Raw genomic sequence first — 243 nt, 5'->3', positions numbered from 1 at the left:
GGGCAGGCGGTACTCGCCGGGGAAGCGTCGTTCGCCGGCCAGCCAGTCGACCTGCGTGGAGATGGCGACGCGTCGTTCCTCAATGCGGCCGTGGCCTTTGTCGGTCTCCTCGCAACGGTCGGCGGCCGGGCACTGCGGATCGTCGAAGAAGCGCTCGATCTCGCCCATCAGGCCTGGCTGGTTGGCCTTGACGGCGAGAAGATAGTCGGCGCCAGCGTCGATGATGGCCGCGGCCACCTTTGG

At 68.3% G+C, this 243-nt stretch carries 1 pseudogene; it reads right to left on the bottom strand.

Annotated elements, in window-relative coordinates:
• Positions 1 to 243 (bottom strand): annotated as a pseudogene (locus EN859_RS37925) (ISAs1 family transposase); the annotation flags it as partial.

This window comes from Mesorhizobium sp. M00.F.Ca.ET.216.01.1.1 (genome assembly GCF_004010325.2).
Taxonomy (GTDB): Bacteria; Pseudomonadota; Alphaproteobacteria; order Rhizobiales; family Rhizobiaceae; genus Mesorhizobium.
This window is presented reverse-complemented; position numbering and strand designations above follow the sequence as displayed.